This is a genomic window from Mycolicibacterium sp. SMGY-1XX (genome assembly GCF_059132455.1).
This window is the reverse complement of sequence record NZ_CP101139.1, coordinates 3,297,926-3,320,189: the sequence shown is the minus strand read 5'-3', so window position 1 is coordinate 3,320,189 and position 22,264 is coordinate 3,297,926. Positions and strand designations below refer to the sequence as shown.

Genomic DNA, 22,264 nt, shown 5'->3' with positions numbered 1-22,264 from the left:
TGCTCAGGCGTTGGCCAGATCCTGCACCGGCCGGCCGTTCAAGGCGTTGGCCAGCTGCGGGGTCAGCACGTCGAGGGCGTACAGCAGCGCATCGGGACCGCTATAGGTCAGTGCCCCACTGAGGTTCGACTCGAAGGTGGTGTAGAGCGTGCGGTCCTCGGTCACCACCGGCAGCCGCGCGAACGCCGGCGAAGCCACCATCTGCTCCTTGGTGGCGCCGTTGACGAACAGCACGTCGCGGTTGAGCAGGTCCAGCTTCTCCTCGCTGACATCACCGTCGACCTCCTGGGTCGCGAAACCCAGTGCGGTGAACAGTGATCGGCGCGGGTCGTTCTCCGGCAGCAGCCAGTGCCCGCCGCTTTCCGGGCCGAAATCCACCACCAGTGTCTTGCCGGCGAATTCGGGGTTGGCGGTCTTGGCCTCATCGATGCGGCCCTGCACCTTGTCGACCAATTCCTTGGCCTGGTCTTCCTTGCCGAGTGCCTTGCCGGTGGTCAGCAGCTGCACATCCCACGGGGTTTCCTCGTCGGCGTAGTCGGCCGACTGGATCACCGTCGGCGCGATCTGGGAGAGCCGGTCGTAGGTCTGCTGGTCGATGGTCTCGTAGATGGCGAAGATGACGTCCGGCTTCTCCGCGGCAATCGCTTCGAAGTCGATCTCGTCGGCGCCCCAGGTGGGGATCGGCTTGTCGCCGGTGGCGGCCTTCACCCACGGGTAGTCGTTGTACTCCTCGAAGAACTCGCGGCTGGCGACGGGAACGACGCCGAACGGAAGAACGAAGTCCTGGTCGGTCCACCCCACGGTCACCACCCGGGCCGGGTTGGCCGGGACGACCGTCTCGCCGAACTTGTGGCTGATGGTGACACCTTCGGGCGCCGCTTCGCCACCGGACTGGCCGCTGTCCGACGAGCTACATCCGCTGATCAGGCCGATCAGCAGTATCAGACCGGCAATCCAGCGCAGCGCGCCGGGCCCCCCGCTTCTCACGTTCAAGACCTACTCCTTCAACCTAGCGCCATTGCACTAGGGATGTTAGAGCAGCCTAACCAAATGACAACCCCTATGTCTCACAGCAAGTTGACAGGAAAGGGCTGTGGCGCAACTACTTTGACGCACCTGTCAACGGTTACCCGCTGTTGCGCAGGGCGGTGGCCAACCCGCTCATGGTGAGCAGAATGCCGCGCTGCACCCGTTCGTCGGTGGCTCCGGATCGGTACTGTCGCAGCAGTTCGACCTGCAGATGGTTCAGCGGTTCCAGGTACGGGAACCGGTTGAACACCGAACGCGCCAGCGCCGGATTGTCGGCCAGCAGGTCGTCGTGACCCGTGATCGCCTTGTGCATGGCGATGGTGCGCTGGTGCTCAGCAGCGATCTTGTCGAACACCCGGTGCCGCAGCGCCTCGTCCTCGACCAACTCGGAGTAGCGCGCCGCCAGGCCCATGTCCGATTTGGCCAGCACCTGCGCCATGTTGGACAGCACGGTGCGGAAGAACGGCCAGCGCCGGTAGAAGTCCTGCAGGACTTCCAGCCGTCCGTCACCCTGGGCGATCCAGTCGGCGAACGCGGTGCCGGTTCCGTACCACCCGGGCAGCATCACCCGTGACTGGCTCCAGGCCAGCACCCACGGGATGGCCCGCAGATCGGAGATCGAGGTGGTGGGTTTACGCGAGGTGGGCCGGCTGCCGATGTTCAGTGCGCCGATCTCGCTGACCGGTGTCGACGCCTTGAAGTACTCCACGAAACCCGGTGTCTCATGGACCAATTCGGCATAAGCGCGTTGAGCGCGGGCCGCCAGGTCGTCGAGCACCTCATAGGCCGCCTCGGCGGCGTCACCGAGGCCTTCGATGTCCAGCAGCGTCGACTCCAGCGTCGCGGCCACCAGGGTCTCCAGGTTCCGGTGCGCGATCCGGGGCTCGGCGTACTTGGCGGCGATGATCTCGCCCTGCTCGGTGATCCGCAGCGAGCCACGCACCGCACCGGGCGGCTGCGCCAGGATGGCGTCATAGCTGGGCCCGCCACCACGACCGACGGTGCCGCCACGGCCGTGGAACAACCGCATCCGGATCCCGGTCTTGGCCGCCATCTCCACGAGGTCGAGCTCCGCGCGGTACAGCGCCCAGTTCGCGGCGAGATACCCGCCGTCCTTGTTGGAGTCCGAGTAGCCGAGCATGACCTCCTGGCTCTCGCCGCGGGCGTGCACCATCGCGCGGTAGAGCGGGATGTCGAGGACCGCCTCCATGATGGCGGCGCCGTGCTGCAGATCGTCGATGGTCTCGAACAGCGGCACGATGCCGACGGGGCTGTACGGCGACTCCTCTGAGGCGTCCAGCAGGCCGGCTTCCTTCAGCAGCAGCGCGGCCTCGAGCATGTCCGACACCGACTGGCACATCGAGATGATGTAGTTGGGCACCGCGCTGGGACCGAAGACCGCAACCGCCCGCGCCGCGGCCCGCACGATGTCGAGTTCCTTGCGCGCCAGTTCCGACAACTCGGCATGCTCGCCGGTCAGCGGTCGTCGTGTGCTCAGCTCACTCACCAGCAGCGCCACCCGCTCCTGCTCGGGAAGTGATGCATAGTCAGGGTGGACCCCGGCCCAGGCCAGCAGTTCGGCGACCACCTCTTCGTGCACCTCGGAGTTCTGCCGCATGTCCAGCCCCGACAGATGGAAGCCGAAGACGTGCACCGCCTCGCGGAGCCGGGCCAGCCGGTCGTCGGCGAGCAGGGCGCTGCCGTGGGCGCGCAACGACGCGTCCACGGTGTCCAGGTCGGCCACCAACTCGGCGGGGTTGTCGTAGCGGTCGAGCCCGATGTCCAGCAGGTGTTCCGGTTGCCGGTCCAGCACCTCGGCGGCGGTGGCGGTGAGCCGGGCGTGGATCACCCGCAGCGCCCGCCGGTACGGTTCGTCGGCGCGCGCCGGTTCGTGACACATATCGGCCAGGGCAGCGAGCTCGGGGCTGATCTCGACCAGCCGCGCCGACATGGAGAGTTCTTCCTCGAGCGCCGTCAGCTCGGTGAAGTAGTGCGCGAATGCCGTGTAGGCCGCGCTGCCGGTGGCCAGCCGCACCACCTCGGCCGTGACGTTCGGATTGCCGTCGCGGTCACCGCCGATCCACGACCCCGGCCGCAGGATCGGTGCGGGCAGCAGGTCGGCCTCGGGCCAGCGGGCGCGCAGCGCCTGGCGCACCTCTCTGTTCACCTTGGGGATCACGTCGAAGAACGCCGCCGGGTAGTACCGCAGCCCGGTTTCGATCTCGTCCTGGATCTTGAGCCGGGACAACCGGATCAGTGCGGTCTGCCAGAGCATGAGGATCTGCCTGCGCAGCTCGACGTCGATCGGCGCGCCGTCGGCCGTGGACGTCAGCCCGGCGGCGTGCAGGCGCATCAGCTCGGTGATGCGGTGCTGGGTGTCGAAGATGGTGCGGCGCCGCGTCTCGGTGGGGTGCGCGGTGATCACCGGCGACACCAGCGCGCCGGTCAACGCGTCGGCCACCGTGGCCGCGTCCAGCTCGGCGGCATCGAGTTTCAGGTAGGTGGCGGCCAGGCTGCTGTTCTGCGGCGGCTCCCCCGCCGCCACGTGGATTGCCCGCCGGCGCTCCCGGTGGATGTCCTCGGCGACGTTGGCCAGCAGCGCGAAATGGGTGAAGGCGCGGATCACCGGGATGGCTTTCTTGGCCTCGATCCCGTCGAACATCTGCGCCAGCTCTGCGCGGTCGATCTCCGAGCGGCGCACCCGGAACGACTCCACCCGGGCCCGCTCGACGAGATCGAAGATCTCGTCGCCGTTCTGGTCGCGCACCGTGTCGCCGAGCATCGCGCCGAGCAGGCGGATGTCCTCTCGCATCGGTTCGGTGGCCTCCCGTCCGACCTGGGTGCGGCGTACCGCGCCGATCGGTTCCAGTGCGGTGTCGGAAGGTTCAACCATGGCCACGATTATCGACGACGCGACGTAGGTGCGCCCGCCGGCGTTCGCCGGTGACCGAACGCGCCCCTACACACCTGGTTGTGGATGAGTTTCAGACTGTGGACAACTCGGCGGTTTGGCAGTTCGGCACGGCTCGGGCGTCGGCGCCCGCTGGCATGATCGAACACATGTTCGATGATTTGCCAGATCCCGCCGGCCTCGCCGACGCCGCCTCTGCGGTGGCGGCGATCCAGAGCTATGTGCGCGCCGAGGCGTTCATGGCGGCCCGGGTGCGGCAGGCGGTGGCGGTACTGATGCGCATCCGGGAGGCAGAAGCCTCCGAGGAGCGCCAACGCTGGGTGGTCGATGCGTGGGCCTCCACCAGCCACGAAGTCGGTTTGGCCGCGGGGATCAGCGCACGCCGCGCGTCGGGAGTAATGCGTCAGGCGCATGCCCTGTCAGTTCGATTCCCCCGGCTCGGCACCCTGCTGCAGGACGGGGTCATCAACGCCCGGGTGGCCGCGATCATCGTCTGGCGCACCGGGTTGGTCGACAACCCAGCCGTCGCCGCCAAGACCGACGCCGCCCTGGCCGAACGCGCCGAAGGATTCGGGGTGCTCTCCGATGACGATCTGGAACTGGCCATCGACGCGGTGATCGAAGAACACGATCCCGACGCCTCGCGCCGCTACCGGGACGCCGCCAAGAATCTGGATGTGCAGTTCGGCAAACTCGACGACGCCGCCGGCACCCGCAGCGTGCACGGCCGGGTGTCGGCGGTAGCGGCTGAAACGGCGCGGCAGGTGTTGGCCGCATTGGTGGCCACGGTGTGCAAGCAGGACCCGCGCTCCCAGGGGCAGTTACGGGCAGCGGCGTTCGAAGCGCATTTCGCCGGTCAGAATCGGTTGATGTGCCAGTGCGGCACCCCGGACTGCCCGGCCGCCGATGCCAACTATCGCAATGTGAGCAATGTCGTCATCCACGTGCTCGCCGATCCCGACACCGTGCTGGCCGCCCTTGAAGAAGCCGCCGACTACGCCGCGAGTCAGCCACCCCTACCCACCGATGCCGCCGCGGAGGCCGCCGACACTGCCGATCCGTTCGCGTGGCTGACCGCCACGCCCGAACCGAACGACGGTGACGAGGAACCACCGTGGGTCACAGCCCAAACCCCCGCTGCGCCTGCCCCCGCCGAACGCGACCACCCAGACTCCACTGCACCTCAACCCTCAGACCGCGGCCCCGCCGCGGTCGGAAACGGGCCGCCTGCAACATCTTCGGACGCGGCGGATGCTCAGCGTCAACCGGACGGCCACCCGCCACCCCCACCGCAACCCGAACCATCACCGAGGCGGTGGTGTCGGGCGGCGGTCATGCTCGGCGCCCGCGAGGTGATTCCGACGCCGTTGCTGGCCGAGCTGATTCGCAAGGGCGCCAGACTGGAAGCCCTGCCAACTCCCGCGGACGCGAGCGAGGGTGGCCGTTATCCATCTCCAAAGTTGCGGCGCTGGCTGCTGTGCCGCGATATGACCTGCCGGATGCCGGGCTGCTCCCGACCGGCCGAGTACGCCGATGTCGACCACACCATCCCCCACCCGGCCGGGCCCACCCACCCGTCCAACCTGAAGTGCTACTGCCGCCTCTGCCATCTGTTGAAAACCTTCTGGGACGGCCCCGACGGCTGGCGCGAGGTCCAGCATCCCGACGGCAGCATCACCGTGATCGCCCCGACGGGCCACACCTATATCGGCCATCCCACCAGCCGACTCCTCTTCCCCGGCTGGGACACCACCACCGCCGAACTACCACCGTCGTCAGCGCCATCGCCGAAGGCCACCAACCGCGGACTGAAGATGCCCAAACGCAGCCGCACCCGCGCCGAAGACAACGCTCAACGCATCAAAGCCGAACGAGAACGCAACGCCGCCCGCCGCCACGCCGAACGTGAACCCAACACCAAAGAAGACCGTCCCCCACCACCGTGACGGTAGCGCCGATGGGTCGCAACGGTGAGTCATGCCTGCGGCGCACAGCTACCCGTTGTCGAAGGTGGTCGGTCACCAAAGCGCCGCCGAATGGTGCTCCCATTCGACGGCGCTTTGAAAGGCTGGTTTAGCCGTACTTGATCTGCAGGCCCACACCGATGATGGAGACCACCCAGATGCCGGTCACGAACAGCGTGAGCCGGTCGAGGTTCTTCTCCACCACCGTCGAACCGGACAGGCTGGACTGCACACCGCCACCGAACAGCGTCGACAGGCCGCCACCCTTGGCACGGTGCAGCAGCACCAACAGCACCACCAGCAGGCTGGTGACGATGAGGACGATCTGCAGGGCCAATTCCATGGTGGTCACCTTACATGGTGGGGATTTGGAGGTGAAAACCGCCGGTCAACGGGCAATTACGCTGCCTACGGCAGGGGTCCGCCCGCGGCGATCGCCGACAGCGTGGCGAACTGCTCACCGTCCAGCGAGGCGCCGCCCACCAGGGCACCGTCCACGTCCTTCTGCGCGACGATCTCACCGACGTTCTTGGCGTTGACCGAACCGCCGTAGAGCACGCGCACGCTGTCCGCGATCTCCGCAGAGCTGAGCTCCACGAGTTCCTTACGGATGGCGGCGCAGACTTCCTGGGCGTCGGCGGCGCTGGCCACCCGGCCGGTGCCGATGGCCCACACGGGCTCATAGGCGATGACCACCGACGCGATCTGCTCGGCGGACAGCCCAGCCAGCGACGCCTTCAATTGCGCGACGTTGTAGTCGACGTGGTTTCCGGCCTCGCGGACGTCCAAGCCCTCGCCGATGCAGACGATCGGGGTCAGGCCGTGCTTCAGCGCGGCCGCAGCCTTGGCGGCCACCAGCGCGTCGTCCTCATGGTGGTACGTGCGCCGCTCGGAGTGCCCGACGACGACGAACGTGCACCCGAGCTTGGCCAGGAACGCGCCGCTGATCTCGCCGGTGTAGGCACCCGAGTCATGCTGCGACACATCCTGGCCGCCGTAGGTCAGCCGCAGTTTGTCCCCATCTACCAGCGTCTGCACGCTGCGCAGATCGGTGAACGGCGGAATGACGGTGACGTCGACTTTGTCGAAGTACTTGTCCGGCAACGAGAATGCGATCTTCTGCACCAGAGCGATGGCCTCGAAGTGGTTGAGGTTCATCTTCCAGTTGCCGGCTATCAACGGCTTACGGGCCATGAATCTAAGACTCCAGTACTTGGATGCCGGGCAGGTCTTTGCCCTCGAGGTATTCCAGCGACGCCCCGCCGCCGGTGGAGATGTGGGAGAAGCCGTCCTCGGGCAGGCCGAGTTGGCGCACCGCGGCAGCCGAATCGCCGCCGCCGACAACGCTGAACGCACCTTTACGGGTGGCCGCGATGATCGCCTCGGCGACGCCCTTGGTGCCCGCCGCGAACGCCGGGAACTCGAACACACCCATCGGTCCGTTCCAGAACACGGTTTTGGCGTTGGACAGCAGGGCGGTGAAACGCTTCACCGACTCCGGGCCGATGTCCAGCCCTATCTTCCCGTCGGGAATCTGGTCGGCGGCCACGGTCTCCGGCGGCGAGTCCGCGGCGAACTTCTCCGCCACCACGATGTCGACCGGCAGGTGGATCACGTCGCCGTAGTCCTCGAGCAGTTTGCGGCAGGTGTCGATCATCTCTTCCTGCAGAAGGGAACTGCCCACCGAAACCCCTTGCGCGGCAAGGAAGGTGAAGCACATGCCACCGCCGATGATGAGACTGTCGGCCTTGGTGGCCAGATTCTCGATCACCGCGAGCTTGTCGGAGACCTTGGAGCCGCCCAGCACCACGGCGTACGGGCGCTCGGTCGAACTGGTCAGCTGCCGCAGCACCTCGACCTCGGTGGCCACCAGGCGACCGGCGTAGTGCGGCAGCACCGTCGCGACGTCGTACACCGACGCCTGCTTGCGGTGCACCACACCGAAACCGTCGGAGACGAAAGCCGCCGGATTTCCGCCCGGGTCATCCACCAGTTCGGCCAACGCCTTGGCCAGCTTGAGCCGCTCGCTGTCGTCCTTACTGGTCTCACGCGGATCGAAGCGGATGTTCTCCAGCAACAACACGTCGCCGTCGGTCAGGCCTTCGGCGCGGGCCAACGCGTCGGTGCCCACCACATCGGCGGCCAGCTGCACGTGCCGGCCCAGCCGCTCGCCGAGCGCGGCAGCCACCGGCGCCAGCGAGAACTTCGGATCCGGCTCGCCTTTCGGACGCCCCAGGTGGGCCGTCACGATCACTTTGGCGCCCGCGTCCGACAACGCTTTCAGCGTGGGTGCCGAAGCGATGATCCGGCCCGGATCGGTGATCTGACCGTTGTCGTCGAGGGGGACGTTGAGGTCGGAGCGCACCAGCACGCCCCGACCTTCGACGCCCTCGGCCAGCAGGTCGTCAAGCGTCTTGACGGCCATTTACAGCGACTTACCGACCAGGCCGACCAGGTCGACGAGGCGGTTGGAGTAGCCCCATTCGTTGTCGTACCAGGAGACGACCTTGGCCTGATTGTCGATCACCTTGGTCAGGCCGGAGTCGAACAGCGAGCTGTGCGGGTCGGTGACGATATCGCTGGAGACGATGGGGGCGTCGTAGTACTTCAGGATGCCCTTGAGCGGTCCCTCGGCGGCCGCGGAGAACGCGGCGTTGATCTCGTCGACGGTCGCGGACTTCGAGAGTTCCGCGGTCAGGTCGGTCACCGAACCCGTGGGGATCGGCACCCGCAGCGCGTAGCCGTCGAGCTTGCCCTTGAGCTCCGGCAGCACCAGGCCGATGGCCTTGGCGGCGCCGGTGGAGGTCGGGACGATGTTGACGGCGGCGGCGCGGGCGCGACGCAGATCCTTGTGCGGCCCGTCCTGCAGGTTCTGGTCCTGGGTGTAGGCGTGGATCGTGGTCATCAGGCCCTTGACGATGCCGAACTCGTCGTTGAGCACCTTGGCCAGGGGGCCGAGGCAGTTCGTGGTGCACGAGGCGTTGGAGATGATGTTCTGGCTGCCGTCGTACTTGTCGTCGTTGACGCCCAGCACGATGGTGATGTCCTCGTCGCTGGCCGGCGCCGAGATGATGACCTTCTTGGCACCCGCGTCGAGGTGGCCCTGCGCCTTGGCGCGGGCGGTGAAGATGCCGGTGGACTCGACCACGACGTCGACACCCAGGTCGCCCCACGGCAGCGCCGCCGGTCCTTCTTTGACCTCGAGAGCCTTGAGCTTGTGGTCGCCGACGACGATGGTGTCATCACCTTCGAGGCTGACGTCGTACGGCAGCCGGCCCAGGATGGAGTCGAACTTCAGCAGGTGGGCCAGTGTGGCGTTGTCGGTGAGATCGTTGACCGCGATGATCTCGATGTCGGTGTTCTTGCCCTCCGCCTTCTGCGCGTCGAGTGCGCGGAAGAAGTTGCGTCCGATACGGCCGAAGCCATTCACGCCTACCCGGATGGTCACTTGTCTCTCCCTAGGTCCGCTTCGTGTAGTGCTCGGCAGTCAGCCTAGTAGTGCGCCAACATCGCTGTGCGAGTTGGTCGCCTAGAAGCCGGCGTAGTTTGACGCCGGCGAAAGTGATCCCCCCGACAAAGCCGGGTATCCGCCCCCTGTGATCGTCGCGAGGGTGGACATATCCAATCCGGACAAAGAGCTGTTCACGGACGGCATCACCAAGCTCGGCCTGGCCAAGTACTACCAGTCTGTGGCCGCCACAATGGTGCCCTACCTGGCCGAACGCCCCATCAGCATGCAGCGCTTCCCGGACGGGATCTCGGCTTCGGGCTTCTATGAGAAGAAGGCGCCGGCGCATTTCCCGCCGTGGATCGACACGATCAAAGTCGAGACCGCCGACGATGTGCAGTGCCAGGTGGTGATCAACGATCAGCGCTCACTGGTCTATCTGGCCGACCAGGCCTGTATCACCGTGCACACGTGGCTCAGCCGGGCACGCGCGTTGGACTCCCCCGATCAGCTGATGTTCGACCTGGACCCGTCGACCGACGACGTCGATGCGGTGCGGCGGGCCACCGCCATGACCGGTGAGCTGCTGGACCAACTCGGGTTGACGTCATTCGTCAAGACCACCGGATCACGCGGGTACCACGTCGTGGTGCCGCTGCGTCAGCGTGAGAGTTTCGACGAGACGCGGGCATTCGCGCGTGACGTGGCCGACGTGCTGGTGCAGCGGGCACCCGATCTGCTGACCACCGAACAACGCAAGGCGGAGCGCGGCGACAAGGTGTACATCGACATCGCCCGCAACGGTTACGGCCAGACCGCGGTACCTCCGTACGCCGTGCGGGCCCGGCCGGGCGCACCGGTGTCCACACCCATCGAGTGGTACGAACTCGACCGGGTGAACCCAGATGAATTCACCATCAACACGATCCTGAACAGGTTGTCGCGCCGCGGTGATGCCTGGCACGGAATGCGCCGCCGCGCCCACGGATTGGACCGGGCCCGCGACAAGCTGGCCCGCCTGCAGACCTAGCTGTCTTCGAGCAGGTCGGGGGTGACCGCCGACTCGGTGTCCGGGATACCGTCCTGCTTTGCTTTTCGGTCAGCCATCGACAGCAAGCGCCGAATACGGCCTGCCACAGCGTCTTTCGTCATCGGCGGATCAGCCAGTCGGCCCAGCTCCTCCAACGAGGCCTGCCGGTGCTCGACGCGCAGCTTGCCTGCCGATGCCAGATGGCTCGGCACCGAATCACCCAGGATCTGCAGCGCGCGCTCCACTCGGGCCGCCGCCGCCACCGCAGCGCGCGCCGAACGACGCAGGTTGGCGTCATCGAAATTCGCCAACCGGTTGGCCGTGGCGCGCACCTCCCGGCGCATGCGGCGCTCTTCCCACGTCAGCCGGGTGTCCTGCGCCCCCATCCGGGTGAGCAGAGCGCCGATGGCTTCGCCGTCGCGGACCACCACCCGGTCGGCCCCCCGCACCTCGCGCGCTTTGGCGCTGACGCCGAGGCGTCGCGCGGCGCCGACGAGGGCCAGCGCCGCCTCCGGACCCGGGCAGCTGACCTCCAGGGCCGACGACCGGCCGGGCTCGGTCAGCGACCCGTGCGCCAGGAACGCGCCGCGCCATGCCGCTTCGGCGTCGGCGACGCTGCCACCCACCACTTGAGCGGGCAGGCCGCGCACGGGGCGGCCCCGCAGGTCCAGCAATCCGGTCTGGCGAGCCAGCGCCTCACCGTCTTTGGCGACGCGCACCACGTAGCGGGTGCTCTTGCGGATTCCGCTGGCCGACAACACGTGGACCACGGCGTTGTACCCGTAGAGATCGAAGATGTCCTTGCGGAGCCGGCGCGCGATGATGCCGAGGTCCACCTCGGCTTCGACGACCACCCGGCCGGAGACAATGTGCAGACCCCCGGCGAAACGCAGCAGCGATGCCACCTCGGCCCGCCGGGCGCTCACCGAATTGACCACGAGTCGGCTCAGCTCGTCTTTGACCTCGGCCGTCATCGCCACGGATCGTCACCTCTCGGTCCATTCAGGTTTGCTCCATCCACACCGGGAGCCGTCGTTGGCGTGGTCGGTGCCACCGGGTCGCCCCCTCGTACCGAGACGCCTTGCAGCGCCGCGGCGAGCTTCGCCGGATCATGTAAAGGTGTACCAGGTCGGGACACGTCAGCGAACTGAACTCGAGCATCAAGTGCGTTTGCGGTGCGCTGGAGTTGCTGGCGTTCGCGTTCGCCGCGGACATTGCCGGCGTCGACGATGATGTCGTGCACGGTGAAGTCGGGAGCATGCTGGCTCAGCACGTGCAGGTGCCGCTCGGCGGAGAAGCCGGCCGTCTCCCCCGGTTCGGCGGCCAGGTTCAGCACCAGTGCCCGACGTGCGGTGGTGGCACGCAGCGCCGCCGCCAGGTCCGGCACCAGCACGTGCGGGATGACGCTGGTGAACCAGGAACCCGGTCCCAGCACCACCAGGTCGGCGTTCATGATCGCGTCGATGGCCTGTCGCGTCGCGGGCGGATGACCGGGCAGCAGCCGCACCCGCCGGACTTTGCCGGGAGTGGTGGCGATGGCGACCTGGCCGCGGATCACCCGGCTCATCCGCGGATCCGACTCCAGCCCGGCGACATCGGCTTCGATCTGCAGCGCGATCGGGCACATCGGCAGCACCCGCCCCTTGACGCCCAGGATCCGGCCCACCTCGTCCAGGGCTGCCACCGGATCGGCCAGCACCTCGTTCAGGCCGGCCAACAGCAGGTTGCCGATGGGGTGGCCGGCCAGCGCGCCGCTGCCGCTGAACCGGTGCTGGATGATGGTGGCCCACAGCCGACCGTGCGGACTGTCAGATGCCAACGCCGCCAAGGCCATTCGCAGGTCACCGGGCGGCACGATGTCGAGTTCGCTGCGCAACCGGCCCGACGAGCCGCCGTCGTCGGCCACCGTGACCACCGCGGTGACGTGGGCGGTCAGCCGCCGCGCCGCCGACAGCGTCGCGTACAGCCCGTGGCCGCCCCCCAGGGCGACGATGCGCGGGTTCGCCGAATTCATCGGCCGCTCGTCACGGATGTCATTCGCGCCCCAGGTCCCGGTGCAGCACCCGCACCGAAGTCTGCTCACCGCCGGACAGCCGGGCCGCCAGCGCCTCGGCGATGGCGACACTGCGGTGTTTGCCGCCGGTGCAGCCGATGGCGACGGTCATGTAGCGCTTTCCCTCCCGGCGATAGCCTTCGACTACCAGGCCCAGCAGCTCATGGTAGGTCTCCAGGAACTTCTCCGCGCCCGGCTGACCCAGCACGTAGTCGCGCACCTTGGGGTGCTGGCCCGAGTGCGGTCGAAGGTCGTCTACCCAATGCGGATTGGGCAGAAAACGCACATCCATCACCATGTCGGCGTCCATGGGCAACCCGTACTTGAAGCCGAACGATTCCACGGTGACCGCTGTCAGCGGCACGGTTTCCCCGCCGAAGGCCTGCTCGATGCTGGCGCGCAGGGCCGGCACCGGCAGGCTGGACGTGTCGATCACCAGGTCGGCGCCGGCCCGCACCGGTGCCAGCATCACCCGTTCGGCGGCGATCCCCTCGGCCAGCGTGAGCCCCGCCTGCAGCGGATGGCTTCGGCGGTTCTGCTCGTAACGCCGCACCAGGATGTCGTCGGAGGCCTCCAGGAACAGCACCTGCGGCGTGATACCGCGGGTGGCCAACTCGCTGCGCACGGCGTCGAGGTCACCGGTGAATCCCCTGGACCGGGCGTCCATGACCACCGCCAGTTGGGTGATCCGCGATCCCGCGGCCAGGCCGAAGTCGACCATGCGGGCGATCAACTCGGTCGGCAGGTTGTCCGCCACGTACCAGCCCAGGTCTTCGAGCACCTTGGCCGCTGTCCCCCGGCCGGCTCCGGAAAGCCCCGTCACCAGCACCACATCTATGCCGGGATCGATACCTCTACCCGGTTCTTGTTCGTCTGTGTTGTCCGTCATCCCCACACCCGTTGCCCGGTGTCATCATCGCTCACCTGCGCCTCCGGCGGGGCTGTCTCGGTGACAACGATTCCGGCGACCGGCTCATCAGCCTCCGGCACCACCCCCAGCGCCGCGAGCACAGCCGTTGCGGTGGTCACCCCGATCCCCGGGACGGCGGTGATCTCCTCCACCGATGCCTGCTTCAGTTTGGCCACCGAACCGAAATGCGTGACCAGCGCCTTGCGCCGATGCTCACCGAGCCCCGGGATGGCGTCGAGGGCGGAGGCGGTCATCCGCTTGGACCGTTTGCTGCGGTGGAAGGTGATGGCGAATCGGTGCGCCTCGTCACGGACCCGCTGCAGCAGGTACAGCCCTTCGCTGGTGCGCGGCATGATCAGCGGGTCGGGCTCGCCCGGCACCCAGACCTCCTCGAGCCGTTTCGCCAGACCGATCACCGCGACGTCGGTGACCCCGAGATCGTCGAGGACGGCTTGCGCGGCGTTCACCTGGGGCGCGCCCCCGTCGACCACGTAGAGGTTGGGCGGGTAGGCGAACTTGCGCGATTTGCCCTCGGGGGCGAGTTCCTGCGGTTCCTGGCTGTCCTTGAGATGACGCCAGAACCGGCGGCGGGTGACTTCCGCGATGGAGGCCACATCATCGGAGCGACCGTCGCCGGCGGCCTCTTTGATCGAGTAGTGCCGGTAGTCCGACTTACGCGGTAACCCGTCTTCGAAGACCACCAGTGAGGCCACCACATCGGTGCCCTGCACATGGCTGATGTCCACACACTCGATGCGCAGCGGCGCATCGGCCAGCCCGAGAGTGTCCTGAATGGCTTGCAGCGCAGCCGATCTGGCGTTGAAGTCACCGGCCCGCTTGAGCTTGTGCTGCTGCAGCGCCTCCTTGGCGTTGCGTTGCACAGTCTCGGCCAGGGCCTTCTTGTCGCCGCGTTGCGGCACCCGCAGAGTCACTCTGGACCCACGCAGCCCGGACAGCCAGCTCGACAGCTCGTCGTAGTTCGGCGGCAGGCACGGCACCAGCACCTCGCGCGGTACGGGGTTGGTGGCTTCGTCTGCGGCACTGCCCAATTCGGCTTGTTCGCCGTAGAACTGGGTGAGGAACTGTTCCACCAGCTGTGCGTGGGAGCCGCCGTCCGCATCGTCGGGTTCGCCGGCTTTCTCGACCACCCACCCGCGCTGGCCGCGGACCCGGCCACCGCGCACGTGGAACACCTGCACGGCGGCTTCCAGATCGTCGTCGGCGAACGCCACCACGTCGGCGTCGGTGCCGTCACCGAAGACCACCGCCTGCTTCTCCATCGCCCGCCGCACCGCGCCCAGGTCGTCGCGCAACCGGGCGGCGCGCTCGAAGTCCAGCACCTCGGCGGCCTCGTTCATCTGGCTCTCGAGCTCCCGCGCGAAGCGGTCGGTCTTGCCGGACAGGAAATCGCAGAAGTCCTCGACAATGGTGCGGTGCTGCTCGGCGCTGACCCGGCCCACACACGGCGCCGAGCACTTGTCGATGTAGCCGAGCAGACACGGACGGTCGATCTGTTTGTGCCGCTTGAACACTCCGGCCGAGCAGGTGCGCGCCGGGAACACCCGGGTCAACAGGTCCAGAGTCTCGCGAATGGCCCAGGCGTGTGAGTAGGGGCCGAAGTAGCGCACCCCTTTGCGGCGGGGCCCGCGGTAGACGTACAGCCGGGGGTACTCCTCGCCCAGGCTGACCGCCAGCACCGGGTACGACTTGTCGTCGCGGTAGCGGACGTTGAACCGGGGATCGAACTCCTTGATCCAGTTGTATTCCAGCTGCAGCGCCTCGACCTCGGTGTTGACCACCGTCCACTCCACCTTGGCGGCCGTGGTGACCATCTGGCGGGTACGCGGATGCAGGCCGGAGACGTCGGCGAAGTACGAGTTCAGACGGCTGCGCAGGCTCTTGGCCTTGCCGACGTAGATGACGCGTCCGTGCGCGTCGCTGAACCGGTAGACCCCCGGTTCCACCGGGATGGATCCCGGGGCTGGCCGGTACGTCGATGGATCAGGCACTGCACCAGCCTAATACCGAGGGGTGACGTGACCGGCGTCGCTTCGGGGCCCGGGCGGCGGGGTTCAGTGGCGCGGACCGGCTTGGTGTTGATACTTGTCGAGCATCACACGTACGTCCTCCATGGCCGCCACCGCACGCTCCTTGTCGACCGCCTGGATGGCCATCAGCGGGATGTACTCGTCGTCGGGCAGGTCCACCCGGGCCCACCGGGCGCCCTGCGGAAACGACACCCCCACCACATCGGACCACGGAATCAGCTTGTCGTTCACCAGGTTTCGCACCGAGAGGCCGGCGGCACCGATCCGCAGGCGGGGCCGGGCGAACAGCAGCACGACGCCCGCGATCACCACCCCGACGAGCGCGATGCCCACCTGATCGGCGGTCTGGAAGATCACCCCGCTGGACCCCACCTTCAGCAGGAACCCCACCACGATGTGCGCGGCGGCGATGAGGAACGCCGCCGCGTAGGCGAAGTACGGCGTCAGGTGGGGACGGACCGTGAGCTCCCACTCGGAGGGACTGGTCACGACGCCGTTCGCAGATCGCGCAGCAGCAGCGCGGTGGCCAGTGCGGCGGCCGCGGCCTGGGCGCCCTTGTCCTCGGCCGAGCCCGGCAGCCCGGCCCGGTCGATCGCCTGCTCTTCGTTGTTCACCGTCAGCACGCCGTTGGCCACCGGGGTCGAGGCATCCAGCGAGACCCGCGTCAGGCCTTGGGTGACGGCATCACAGACGTACTCGAAATGCGGCGTGCCACCGCGGATCACGACGCCCAGCGCCACCACCGCGTCGTAGCGGCGGGCAAGTTCCTGCGCCACCACCGGAATCTCGATGGCACCGAGAACGCGGACCACCTTCGGGTTGTCGACACCACCGGCTCGGGCCACCCGCAGCGCGCCTTCGAGCAGCGCGTCACACACGGTGTCGTGCCACGTGCTGGCGACGATCGCCAGCGACAATCCCGAGGCGTCCAGCTCGGGCATGTCCGGGACGCCGGTACCACTCACAGGGCTCCCCCGAAATCGCCCGGCAGCGGCATGTCTTCGCTGAGCTCGGAGAAGTCGTCCAGGCCGGCCAGGTCGTGACCCATCCGGTCCCGCTTGGTCATCAGGTACCGGATGTTCTCGGCGTTGGCCCGCACCGGAAGCGGCACCCGTTCGATGATGTGCAGCCCGTACCCGTCCAGGCCCACCCGTTTGGCCGGGTTGTTGGTCAGCAGGCGCATCGACCGGATTCCCAGGTCCACCAGGATCTGCGCGCCGATGCCGTAGTCGCGGGCGTCGGCGGGCAGACCCAGTTTGAGGTTGGCGTCCACGGTGTCGGCGCCCGCGTCCTGCAGCTGGTAGGCCTGCAGTTTGTGCATCAGGCCGATACCGCGGCCCTCGTGGCCGCGCATGTAGAGCACGACACCGCGGCCCTCGCGGGCCACCATCGCCATCGCGGCATCCAGCTGCGGGCCGCAGTCGCACCGGCGTGAGCCGAACACGTCACCGGTCAGGCATTCGGAGTGCACCCGGACCAGGACATCGTGGCCGTCGCTGTGGGGGCCGGCGATCTCACCACGGACCAGCGCGACGTGCTCGACGTCTTCGTAGACGCTCTTGTAGCCCACCGCCCGGAACTCGCCGTGCCGGGTGGGGATACGCGCTTCGGCGATCCGCTCGATGTGCTTTTCGTGTTTGCGCCGCCATTCGATGAGGTCGGCGATCGAGATCAGTGCCAGTTCGTGTTCGTCAGCGAAGACCCGCAGCTCGTCGGTCTGCGCCATGGCGCCTTCGTCTTTCTGGCTGACGATCTCGCAGATGGCGCCGGCGGGCTGCAACCCGGCCAGCCGCGCCAGATCCACGGCGGCTTCGGTGTGCCCGGGCCTGCGCAGGACGCCACCGTCCTTGGCGCGCAACGGCACCACGTGACCGGGCTTGGTGAATTCGTCGGCGGTACTGCCCGGGTCGGCCAGCAACCGCATCGTGGTGGCCCGGTCCGAGGCCGAAATGCCGGTTCCCACACCCTTTTTGGCGTCGACCGTGACGGTGTAGGCGGTCTGGTGCTTGTCCTGGTTGACCGCGTACATGGGCAGCAGGCCCAGCTTGTCGCAGATCTCGCCGTCCAGCGGCACACACAGGTAACCGGAGGTGTAGCGGACCATGAACGCCACCAACTCCGGGGTCGCTTTCTCGGCGGCGAAGATCAGGTCGCCTTCGTTCTCGCGGTCCTCATCGTCGATGACGACGACGGCCTTGCCTGCCGCGATGTCGGCGATCGCCCGTTCGACGGGATCGAGCCTCGTCATCTATGCCACCTTAGAAAAGAACTGGCGGTTCCCACCGGAACCACAGATTTCACTGCTGCCGATCAGTATGAACCACTATTCCCGGTCACTTATTGCCCGCTCCGGTCCATCAGTCGCTCGACATATTTGGCGATCACGTCGACCTCCAGGTTCACCGGCGTTCCGACAGGTGCCTCACCCAGTGTGGTGAGCTGGCGTGTCGTGGGGATGAGGGACACCTCGAACCAGTCCTGGTCGGAGTCCCGACCCAGGGCGGACACGGTCAGTGAGATGCCGTCGACGGTGATGGACCCCTTCTCCACCACATAACGCGCCAGGGTGTCCGGCAACCCGATCCGCACCACTTCCCAGTGCTCGGACGGGGATCGGGAGATCACCGAGCCGGTGCCGTCGACGTGGCCCTGGACGATGTGGCCGCCCAACCGGCTGTTGACGGCGGCGGCGCGTTCGAGGTTGACCCTGGACCCGACACCCACCTGCGCCAGGCTGGAGCGGTTGAGCGTCTCGGCCATCACGTCGGCGCTGAACTCACCGCCCGGCAGCACCTCGACGACGGTCAGACACACACCGTTGACGGCGATCGAATCCCCGTGGCCGGCGTCGGAGGTCACGACGGGCCCACGGATCACGAAGCGCGCCGCATCGGTCAGATCGTCTTTGCCGACGACCTCGCCCAGTTCTTCGACGATTCCGGTGAACACCGCACCAGGCTATCTCTGACGCAGGCGCGGGTCACACGCGCTTCCCCGCCGGAGAAGCTGGCGGCGGGGCCGCTCCACCGCAACGCGCGTTGTCAGAGAACAGCGAGAACAAGGGCACCCTTTACGATGCACCTATGCAGACCCCCCGCCTCAACAAGGCCACGAGAATGCTTGCCGCCCTGGGCGCAGCCGCGGTGCTGGTCGCCGGCTGCTCGTCCTCGGACACCTCCACCGAGAACCTCCCGGACGCCGCCGAGCTGCTGCAGCAGTCCAGCCAGACCACCAAGGGCCTGCAGAGCGCCCACCTCGACATCACCGTCACCGGCACCATCGAGGGCCTGCCGCTGAAGACGCTGACCGGAGATCTGACCAATGTGCCGGCCACGGCGGTGCAAGGTCAGGCGACCATCAGCATGGGGGGCTCGGACGTCGATGCCGGGTTGATCGTCATCGACAACATCCTCTACGCCTCGCTGACCCCGGACAGCTGGCTCGACCTCGGCCCCGCCGCCGACATCTACGATCCGTCCACGATCTTGAATCCCAACGGCGGCTTGTCGGCGATGCTGGACAGCTTCACCGAGCCCACCTCCGAGGCCGCCGAGAACGTCAACGGTGTGGACACCGTGAAGGTCTCCGGCAAGGTCAGCGCGGATTCGGTCAATGCGCTGATCCCGCAGCTGAAAGCCACGGAAGCCATCCCGGCCTCGGCATGGATCGAAAAGGACGGCGACCACAACCTGGTTCAGGCTCAGCTCGATCCGAGCGACGGCAACTCCATCCAGGTGAAGCTGTCTGAGTGGAACAAGCCGGTCACAGTCACCAAGCCGCAGGTCTGATGCGCGCGGGAATCCGGCCCGGACCCGCCGTAGGCACCAACCGCAGCATCGCCATCGGTGCCGGCGGGCTGGCCGTCCTGCTGGGTGCCCTCGACACCTATGTGGTGATCACCATCATCCGCGACATCATGACCGATGTCGGGATCCCGCTGAACCAGCTCCAGCGGGTGGCGCCGATCATCACCGGCTACCTGGTCGGGTACATCGCGGCGATGCCGCTGCTGGGCCGGGCGTCCGACCGGTTCGGGCGCAAACTGCTGATCCAGGTGGGTCTGGCCGGTTTCGCCGTCGGCTCGGTGGTCACCGCGCTGTCGACGGATCTGACGATGCTGGTGATCGGCCGGATCATCCAGGGCTCGGCCAGCGGTGCGCTGCTGCCGGTCACCCTGGCGCTGGCCGCCGACCTGTGGGCCGAACACAAGCGGGCCGCGGTACTCGGTGGTATCGGCGCCGCACAGGAACTCGGCAGCGTGCTGGGCCCGCTCTACGGCATCGGGCTGGTGGCGCTGTTCGCACACTGGCAGGCGGTGTTCTGGGTCAACGTCCCGCTGGCCCTGCTGGCCATGGTGATGATCCATTTCAGTGTTCCCGGGAAACAGGACAGCGAGGGTCCCCCGGTCAGAGTCGACGTCGTCGGCGGCGTGCTGCTGGCGGTCGTGCTGGTTCTCGTGGTGTTCGGCCTGTACAACCCCGAGCCCAGTGCCCGGGAGGTGGTCCCCACCTGGCGACTGTGGCTGCTGGCCGGCGCGGTCGTCGTGGCCATCGCGTTCTTCGCCTGGGAGCGGTACGCACGTACCAAACTGATCGACCCGGCCGGGGTGCGGTTCACGCCGTTCCTGGCGGCCCTGGCCGCCTCGTTCGTCGCCGGCGCCGCCCTGATGGTCACGCTGGTCAACGTCGAACTCTTCGGCCAGGGCGTCCTGGCGCTCGACCAGAACGAAGCCGCGTTCCTGCTGATGCGGTTCCTCATCGCCCTGCCGATCGGCGCCCTGCTCGGAGGCTGGCTGGCCACCCGGTTCGGTGATCGGCTGGTCACCTTCCTCGGCCTCATCATCGCCGCCGGCGGCTACTGGCTGATCTCGCACTGGCCGGTCGACTTGATGGCCGCCCGGCACGATCTCGGCCTGTTCACCGTGCCGGTCCTGGACACCGACCTCGCGATCGCCGGGTTGGGTCTCGGCATGGTGATCGGACCGCTGACCTCGGCCGCACTGCGGGTGGTTCCGCCGGTCGAACACGGCATCGCATCGTCGCTCGTGGTGGTGGCCCGGATGACGGGCATGCTGGTGGGTGTCGCCGCCCTGTCGGCGTGGGGCTTCTACCGCTTCAACATCATCCTCGCCGAACTGCCCAAGCCGCCGTCCGGCAATCTCCTGGAGACGGCCGCCGCGGTCCAGGCCAACTACAAGCTGGCCTTCGCGATGCAGTACGGCGAGATCTTCGGCATCACCGCGATCGTCTGTGTGGTGGGCGCGTTCGTCGGCCTGCTGATCGCGGCGAAGAACGCCCATCCGAAGAGCGGGCCAGGCGACTCGACCGGCCAACCGGCGGCGGACGACACCGACACCCAGGTGTTCTCGGTGCCGGTCGATCCGCCGACGGTGCAGATTCCCCGGCAGAACCCGCGTGGCCGGCACGCCCGCTGACCAACAGGTTGGTTTGCCCGGCGGGGACCTTGAGTCGATGACCTCCGCCATGACCAGCACGCCCGCTGGGACAGGCCCGGCGGCGGCCACGAGCATCGTTTGCTAGTGTTGGCCGTCTATGGCCGGCTACGCACCCCGTCGCGGCGGGATCGAGACCGTACGGGTTGCAGCTCTGGACGTGGCGCACAGCCACCGCAGATCGACGGTGGTCGTCGGGCCGTTGCGGTTGCCCCCGCTGGACGAGCTGAACCACCGGTTCGACGCCATGGCCCGCCACGGCGCCGGCACCCGCCTGAGCCTCGATCCGTCCACCCGGTCGTCCAGGTGGCGGCTGGCTCCCGGTCCGGGTCCCGCGGTGGTCGAGACACCGCCGCTGCCGCCCGGCGGTGACCCCACCACGCTCGTCGCGCGAGTCCGTGCGGCGCACGACCAGCGCGGCGTCGCCGTCATCACCGCAGGTGACTACCTCGCCATCGATTTCAGCCACGGCCTCGGTGAGGTCTTCTTCATCCATTCGCTGCTGGATTCCATGCTCGGCGCCAACGACCCGGCGGACCCCGCCACGTGGTCCAGGTATCAGCACCGGCTCTCGCCGCTGCTCGTCGCGGCGTCACGCACCTTCGCGCGGAACCCGCGCAAGATCGCCGAACTGGCCGCGCTGCAGCGACGACGCCCCCGGCCGGCGGCTCCGCCGGTGTCACCCGGCCCCCCGCACCCACCCACCCCCACCACACGGTCGGTCGGTCTTCCTGCAGATGTCGTGGCCGGGGTGCGCCGTCACCGTGATGCCGCCCTGCCCGGGATGAGCCTGGTCGCACTGTTCACGCACGCCCTCTGGACGGCATTGGGCCGAGCCGGGGTGGCGATGGACCCAATTGTGAAGGTGCCGTTCGACGCTCGCCGCTATCTGCCCCCCGACCGCGACACCCTGGCGACCTTCTCCGCCGGTCTCGACTTCGAAATCACCGGTGGCCCCGGACAATTGACGGCAGCGATGAAAGAGGCCGCGCGCAGCGGCCGACCCGTGGCCAATCTCGTACTCGGCACTGTGGCCGCCCGCCGCAGACTGTGGAGACACGATGATGCACACCGCGTTCCCGGTCCGGCCCCAATTCAGTTGTTGCACTCCAATGTCGGCGATATCCCGAGGACCGACAGCTGGCCCTTCACCGACCGGTCCCAGGCCCGACTTCTCGTCGCCAGTGACCCGGCCGACACCAATGCGGTCACGGTGACGTCGGCCACCACACTGGGCAACATGTGGTTCACGGCGGAGTTCCACAGCAGTGCCATGGACCCCGATCTGGTGGCCGCGGCCTTGCGCTCAGTGGCTGAGCGAGCCGCTTCTGATTCGCTTGCTGTAAATTAGGGTAGCTGTATTTAGATTCATCTGAATCGACGTGCCCAATCGCGCTTTACTTCGCGCCCTTGCCTCGG

General features: G+C 67.6%; 19 protein-coding genes. 5 read left to right on the top strand and 14 right to left on the bottom strand.

The window, feature by feature from the left end; genetic code table 11:
* Positions 1 to 3: 3 nt before the first annotated feature.
* Together NL241_RS16335 and ppc are read right to left on the bottom strand one after the other, a co-directional pair.
* Entirely contained in the window at positions 4 to 924 is a 921-nt protein-coding gene (locus NL241_RS16335; RefSeq protein ID WP_494398322.1) for an ABC transporter substrate-binding protein, read from the bottom strand.
* Between the two features lie 202 nt (positions 925 to 1,126).
* Positions 1,127 to 3,922, bottom strand: a complete 2,796-nt coding sequence (gene ppc, locus NL241_RS16330; protein ID WP_494398089.1) for a phosphoenolpyruvate carboxylase — start codon at positions 3,920 to 3,922, stop codon at positions 1,127 to 1,129.
* Between the two features lie 167 nt (positions 3,923 to 4,089).
* Here ppc and NL241_RS16325 point away from each other — a divergent pair, with 167 nt between their 5' ends.
* Positions 4,090 to 5,886: an HNH endonuclease signature motif containing protein gene (locus tag NL241_RS16325; RefSeq protein ID WP_494398088.1), complete on the top strand. Its 1,797-nt coding sequence runs from the start codon at positions 4,090 to 4,092 to the stop codon at positions 5,884 to 5,886.
* A 127-nt stretch (positions 5,887 to 6,013) separates the two neighbouring features.
* On the opposite strand, the gene secG is transcribed toward NL241_RS16325, so the two are convergent.
* From secG to gap, 4 genes are all read right to left on the bottom strand, one after another.
* A complete protein-coding gene (secG, locus tag NL241_RS16320; RefSeq protein ID WP_068916689.1) occupies positions 6,014 to 6,247 on the bottom strand; it encodes a preprotein translocase subunit SecG in 234 nt (77 codons plus the stop codon).
* A 65-nt stretch (positions 6,248 to 6,312) separates the two neighbouring features.
* Positions 6,313 to 7,098 carry a triose-phosphate isomerase gene (gene tpiA / locus NL241_RS16315; RefSeq protein WP_487693624.1) on the bottom strand — a complete coding sequence of 262 codons (786 nt, stop codon included), beginning with the start codon at positions 7,096 to 7,098 and terminating at the stop codon, positions 6,313 to 6,315.
* A 4-nt stretch (positions 7,099 to 7,102) separates the two neighbouring features.
* Positions 7,103 to 8,329 carry a phosphoglycerate kinase gene (locus NL241_RS16310; RefSeq protein ID WP_494398087.1) on the bottom strand — a complete coding sequence of 409 codons (1,227 nt, stop codon included), beginning with the start codon at positions 8,327 to 8,329 and terminating at the stop codon, positions 7,103 to 7,105.
* Positions 8,330 to 9,352, bottom strand: a complete 1,023-nt coding sequence (gene gap / locus NL241_RS16305; RefSeq protein WP_487693622.1) for a type I glyceraldehyde-3-phosphate dehydrogenase — start codon at positions 9,350 to 9,352, stop codon at positions 8,330 to 8,332.
* A 163-nt stretch (positions 9,353 to 9,515) separates the two neighbouring features.
* On the opposite strand from gap, the gene ligD reads away from it, so the two are divergent.
* The gene (ligD, locus tag NL241_RS16300) at positions 9,516 to 10,382 is read left to right on the top strand and encodes a non-homologous end-joining DNA ligase (RefSeq protein ID WP_487693621.1); all 867 of its coding nucleotides are present in this window, start codon (positions 9,516 to 9,518) and stop codon (positions 10,380 to 10,382) included.
* Here ligD and whiA read toward each other — a convergent pair.
* From whiA to NL241_RS16260, 8 genes are all read right to left on the bottom strand, one after another.
* Entirely contained in the window at positions 10,379 to 11,356 is a 978-nt protein-coding gene (whiA, locus tag NL241_RS16295; RefSeq protein ID WP_487693719.1) for a DNA-binding protein WhiA, read from the bottom strand. The genes ligD and whiA overlap by 4 nt on opposite strands.
* On the bottom strand, positions 11,353 to 12,396 hold the full coding sequence (locus NL241_RS16290; protein ID WP_487693620.1) for a gluconeogenesis factor YvcK family protein: 1,044 nt from the start codon (positions 12,394 to 12,396) through the stop codon (positions 11,353 to 11,355). The genes whiA and NL241_RS16290 overlap by 4 nt, the downstream gene beginning before the upstream one ends.
* Positions 12,397 to 12,415: 19 nt before the next feature.
* Positions 12,416 to 13,324, bottom strand: coding sequence for an RNase adapter RapZ (rapZ, locus tag NL241_RS16285; protein ID WP_487693619.1), 909 nt, complete (start codon positions 13,322 to 13,324; stop codon positions 12,416 to 12,418).
* Complete coding sequence (gene uvrC, locus NL241_RS16280) at positions 13,321 to 15,354, bottom strand: excinuclease ABC subunit UvrC (RefSeq protein ID WP_494398086.1); 2,034 nt, start codon at positions 15,352 to 15,354, stop codon at positions 13,321 to 13,323. The genes rapZ and uvrC overlap by 4 nt, the downstream gene beginning before the upstream one ends.
* 63 nt (positions 15,355 to 15,417) lie before the next feature.
* On the bottom strand, positions 15,418 to 15,882 hold the full coding sequence (locus NL241_RS16275) for a PH domain-containing protein (protein WP_487693617.1): 465 nt from the start codon (positions 15,880 to 15,882) through the stop codon (positions 15,418 to 15,420).
* On the bottom strand, positions 15,879 to 16,334 hold the full coding sequence (ribH, locus tag NL241_RS16270) for a 6,7-dimethyl-8-ribityllumazine synthase (protein WP_487693718.1): 456 nt from the start codon (positions 16,332 to 16,334) through the stop codon (positions 15,879 to 15,881). The genes NL241_RS16275 and ribH overlap by 4 nt, the downstream gene beginning before the upstream one ends.
* Positions 16,335 to 16,354: 20 nt before the next feature.
* On the bottom strand, positions 16,355 to 17,641 hold the full coding sequence (locus NL241_RS16265) for a bifunctional 3,4-dihydroxy-2-butanone-4-phosphate synthase/GTP cyclohydrolase II (RefSeq protein WP_487693616.1): 1,287 nt from the start codon (positions 17,639 to 17,641) through the stop codon (positions 16,355 to 16,357).
* Between the two features lie 89 nt (positions 17,642 to 17,730).
* Positions 17,731 to 18,342: a riboflavin synthase gene (locus NL241_RS16260; RefSeq protein WP_487693614.1), complete on the bottom strand. Its 612-nt coding sequence runs from the start codon at positions 18,340 to 18,342 to the stop codon at positions 17,731 to 17,733.
* Between the two features lie 134 nt (positions 18,343 to 18,476).
* Here NL241_RS16260 and NL241_RS16255 point away from each other — a divergent pair, with 134 nt between their 5' ends.
* From NL241_RS16255 to NL241_RS16245, 3 genes are all read left to right on the top strand, one after another.
* Positions 18,477 to 19,181, top strand: coding sequence for an LppX_LprAFG lipoprotein (locus tag NL241_RS16255; protein ID WP_487693612.1), 705 nt, complete (start codon positions 18,477 to 18,479; stop codon positions 19,179 to 19,181).
* On the top strand, positions 19,181 to 20,827 hold the full coding sequence (locus tag NL241_RS16250) for an MFS transporter (RefSeq protein WP_487693611.1): 1,647 nt from the start codon (positions 19,181 to 19,183) through the stop codon (positions 20,825 to 20,827). The genes NL241_RS16255 and NL241_RS16250 overlap by 1 nt, the downstream gene beginning before the upstream one ends.
* A gap of 118 nt (positions 20,828 to 20,945) precedes the next feature.
* Positions 20,946 to 22,196, top strand: coding sequence for a hypothetical protein (locus NL241_RS16245; RefSeq protein ID WP_494398085.1), 1,251 nt, complete (start codon positions 20,946 to 20,948; stop codon positions 22,194 to 22,196).
* Positions 22,197 to 22,264: the final 68 nt, after the last annotated feature.

Bases quoted from the DNA above. Each gene is read 5' to 3' on its own strand.
- NL241_RS16290 (WP_487693620.1), bottom strand. From the start codon at position 12,396: ATGAATTCGGCGAACCCGCGCATCGTCGCCCTGGGGGGCGGCCACGGG.
- NL241_RS16310 (WP_494398087.1), bottom strand. From the start codon at position 8,329: ATGGCCGTCAAGACGCTTGACGACCTGCTGGCCGAGGGCGTCGAAGGT.
- ppc (WP_494398089.1), bottom strand. From the start codon at position 3,922: ATGGTTGAACCTTCCGACACCGCACTGGAACCGATCGGCGCGGTACGC.
- tpiA (WP_487693624.1), bottom strand. From the start codon at position 7,098: ATGGCCCGTAAGCCGTTGATAGCCGGCAACTGGAAGATGAACCTCAAC.
- NL241_RS16250 (WP_487693611.1), top strand. From the start codon at position 19,181: ATGCGCGCGGGAATCCGGCCCGGACCCGCCGTAGGCACCAACCGCAGC.
- rapZ (WP_487693619.1), bottom strand. From the start codon at position 13,324: ATGACGGACAACACAGACGAACAAGAACCGGGTAGAGGTATCGATCCC.
- NL241_RS16325 (WP_494398088.1), top strand. From the start codon at position 4,090: ATGTTCGATGATTTGCCAGATCCCGCCGGCCTCGCCGACGCCGCCTCT.
- NL241_RS16265 (WP_487693616.1), bottom strand. From the start codon at position 17,641: ATGACGAGGCTCGATCCCGTCGAACGGGCGATCGCCGACATCGCGGCA.
- NL241_RS16245 (WP_494398085.1), top strand. From the start codon at position 20,946: ATGGCCGGCTACGCACCCCGTCGCGGCGGGATCGAGACCGTACGGGTT.
- NL241_RS16255 (WP_487693612.1), top strand. From the start codon at position 18,477: ATGCAGACCCCCCGCCTCAACAAGGCCACGAGAATGCTTGCCGCCCTG.
- whiA (WP_487693719.1), bottom strand. From the start codon at position 11,356: ATGACGGCCGAGGTCAAAGACGAGCTGAGCCGACTCGTGGTCAATTCG.
- ribH (WP_487693718.1), bottom strand. From the start codon at position 16,334: ATGCCCGAGCTGGACGCCTCGGGATTGTCGCTGGCGATCGTCGCCAGC.
- secG (WP_068916689.1), bottom strand. From the start codon at position 6,247: ATGGAATTGGCCCTGCAGATCGTCCTCATCGTCACCAGCCTGCTGGTG.